Raw genomic sequence first — 2233 nt, 5'->3', positions numbered from 1 at the left:
GCGGCACCGATGCCCTGGCCTTGATGCGCGGGGGCCACGTAGAGATGGTCAAGAAGAAAATGCCCAGCTTCGGGGCGAACAACAACGAAGCCCACCCTCCGCGCCCCGACTACCAGGTGCCGGGTATACGCTGGCGTGAAGCTGGCCAAAAATCGGTCCCTCGCGCGTTGCGGGTCAAAGCGGCCGAGCCGCTCAAGGCTTGGGCGCATGGCGACGATTCGGAGGGCGACAAGGTCCTCTGCGTCTTCCGACGAGGCAGGTTCAAAGTTGACGGATTTGCCGTTCACTGGGTCGATGGGTCGAATGTCGGGTTCTGGCCGGCTACGGCCAGTCGCGACCACCAAAGCATGCTTAAATCTTCATTGCTCTGACTGCCCGTTCTAAATTCGCCCGCACAATCACACGATGAAACGGTGCAATCGTCGCAAGATAGACACGCCCCAGTCGGTTATGGCAATGCACAACCGTACCCGTAACCAGCTCGCGCTCATTTTCCGCATCGGCGCGAAGTTGGATGGTGGCGCGGAAGTCGAGGTGCCGGTCGTCCGCGCCCACCACCAACTCTGTCGCGCTCTTTGACAGCACCGGCAAGTAGCCGATGACCGGCCCCCGCGCCGCTGCTGCAAGACCGACGGCGCGCGACGATGTGACGCCGACTGTCACCATCACCACGTCGCGTACACACGTGAGCGCACGAATCCACCACGCCTGTCGCTCGAACGCGGCGCGTGCCAGCACCTCTACATCATTGCTGGCCTCCGCCGGCAGTCGAATTGCAAAGGCGTCCAAAAGGTCTGCGCCCGCGTAAAGCGGCGCAAGCACGCTGTTGCTAGGCATGGGCACGGCGCGCGCTTTGGTCAAGGTAGTGTTCCGGGGTTGGTTCTTGGTGTCCAGCAGTCTAGGCGAAACGCGTCAGGCCTTTCGCCTTGCGAGTGGCGAAGTCTTGCTCGGAGACGGCATCGGCGCCACACCAAACCGCGGTGCCCGAACTTGCCGCCTCGCGAAGCGCATCTTTCAGACTGCGGATTCAACCGGTCGATGCAACACACTAGAAACTGCGTAGGCAGAAGGAGTGTTGTAGATGAAGTATCGAACGCGGACCTACTACACGGACAGCCAGAAGGCCCTGATGTGGGAGCGCTGGAAAGCAGGTGACAGCCTTCAACAGATAGCCCAGTTGTTCGATCGATCGCATTCGTCGGTCGAAGGGATTCTGTCCCGAGCAGGCGGAATACCGCCGCCAGAGCGGTGCCGGTCCTCCTTGGCACTGACCTTGGCCGAGCGCGAGGAGATCTCACGTGCTGTAGTGGCCGGCTTCTCAGTTCGAGCGATCGCCAGCATCCTCGGGCGAGCGCCATCGACTGTCAGCCGGGAGATCAAGCGCAACGGTGGTCGAGAGGGCTACCGGGCTGCTCAGGCCGACCAGGCGGCGTGGGATCGAGGGCACCGTCCCAAGAGATGCAAACTGGCGAAGAACAGAGCCTTGGCGCGCATCGTAGCTGCCAAGCTCCAATCGCTGTGGGCACCTGAGCAGATCGCGGGATGGCTCAAGCATAGTTATCCTGGTGACGAGGAGTTCCAGGTGTCACACGAGACCATCTACCGCAGCCTGTTCATTCAAGCCCGCGGCGCCTTGAAGAAGGAGCTGCTGCAGCATCTGCGGCGCACGCGGGTCATGCGCCGTTCGCGCCATCACACGCAGAAGACCGACAACCACGGGAGGATCGTCGACACCGTGTCGATCAGCGAGCGTCCGGCCACGGTTGAAGATCGAGCAGTTCCAGGCCACTGGGAGGGTGATTTGCTGTTCGGGGGAACAAGCAGTCAAATTGCCACCCTGGTCGAGCGTCAAACCCGCTACGTGATGCTGGTGAAACTTGGGGGCACGGACACCGAGACCGTCGTCAATGCGCTGATCAAGAACGCTCGCAAGCTGCCGCAGGAGCTATACAAGTCGCTGACCTGGGATCGAGGCAAGGAGATGGCGGCTCACAAGCGCTTCACCCTGGCGACCGACATCCAGATGCTATGTGGGACTATCCGAGAGAGACCCGTTTAGCTACAACGGGATTTCCCAACCTCTACTGCAAAGGAGCCGGAAATGTCGACAACTCAGACAGTCCCACAAGTCAAGGATACGGCGATCGCGGGCGAGCTGTACATCAGCTTCGAACTCGGCGACAAGAAGTGGAAATTGACGGCGAGCGACGGCCACCGCGGCCCGAGCCGATTC

The 2233-nt window shown here is 61.2% G+C and carries 2 protein-coding genes and 1 pseudogene; 1 reads left to right on the top strand and 2 read right to left on the bottom strand.

Annotated elements, in window-relative coordinates:
• Together AC1D2O_RS37625 and AC1D2O_RS37620 are read right to left on the bottom strand one after the other, a co-directional pair.
• A partial coding sequence (locus tag AC1D2O_RS37625; RefSeq protein ID WP_478158920.1) for a GNAT family N-acetyltransferase occupies nt 1-287 on the bottom strand: 287 nt, incomplete at its 3' end.
• A gap of 64 nt (nt 288-351) precedes the next feature.
• The gene (locus AC1D2O_RS37620; protein ID WP_477650713.1) at nt 352-861 is read right to left on the bottom strand and encodes a DUF2867 domain-containing protein; all 510 of its coding nucleotides are present in this window, start codon (nt 859-861) and stop codon (nt 352-354) included.
• 220 nt (nt 862-1081) lie between these two features.
• Here AC1D2O_RS37620 and AC1D2O_RS37615 point away from each other — a divergent pair.
• Nucleotides 1082-2026 (top strand): annotated as a pseudogene (locus tag AC1D2O_RS37615) (IS30 family transposase); the annotation flags it as partial.
• Nucleotides 2027-2233: the final 207 nt, after the last annotated feature.

This window comes from Variovorax sp. P1_G12, assembly GCF_056405555.1.
This window is presented reverse-complemented; position numbering and strand designations above follow the sequence as displayed.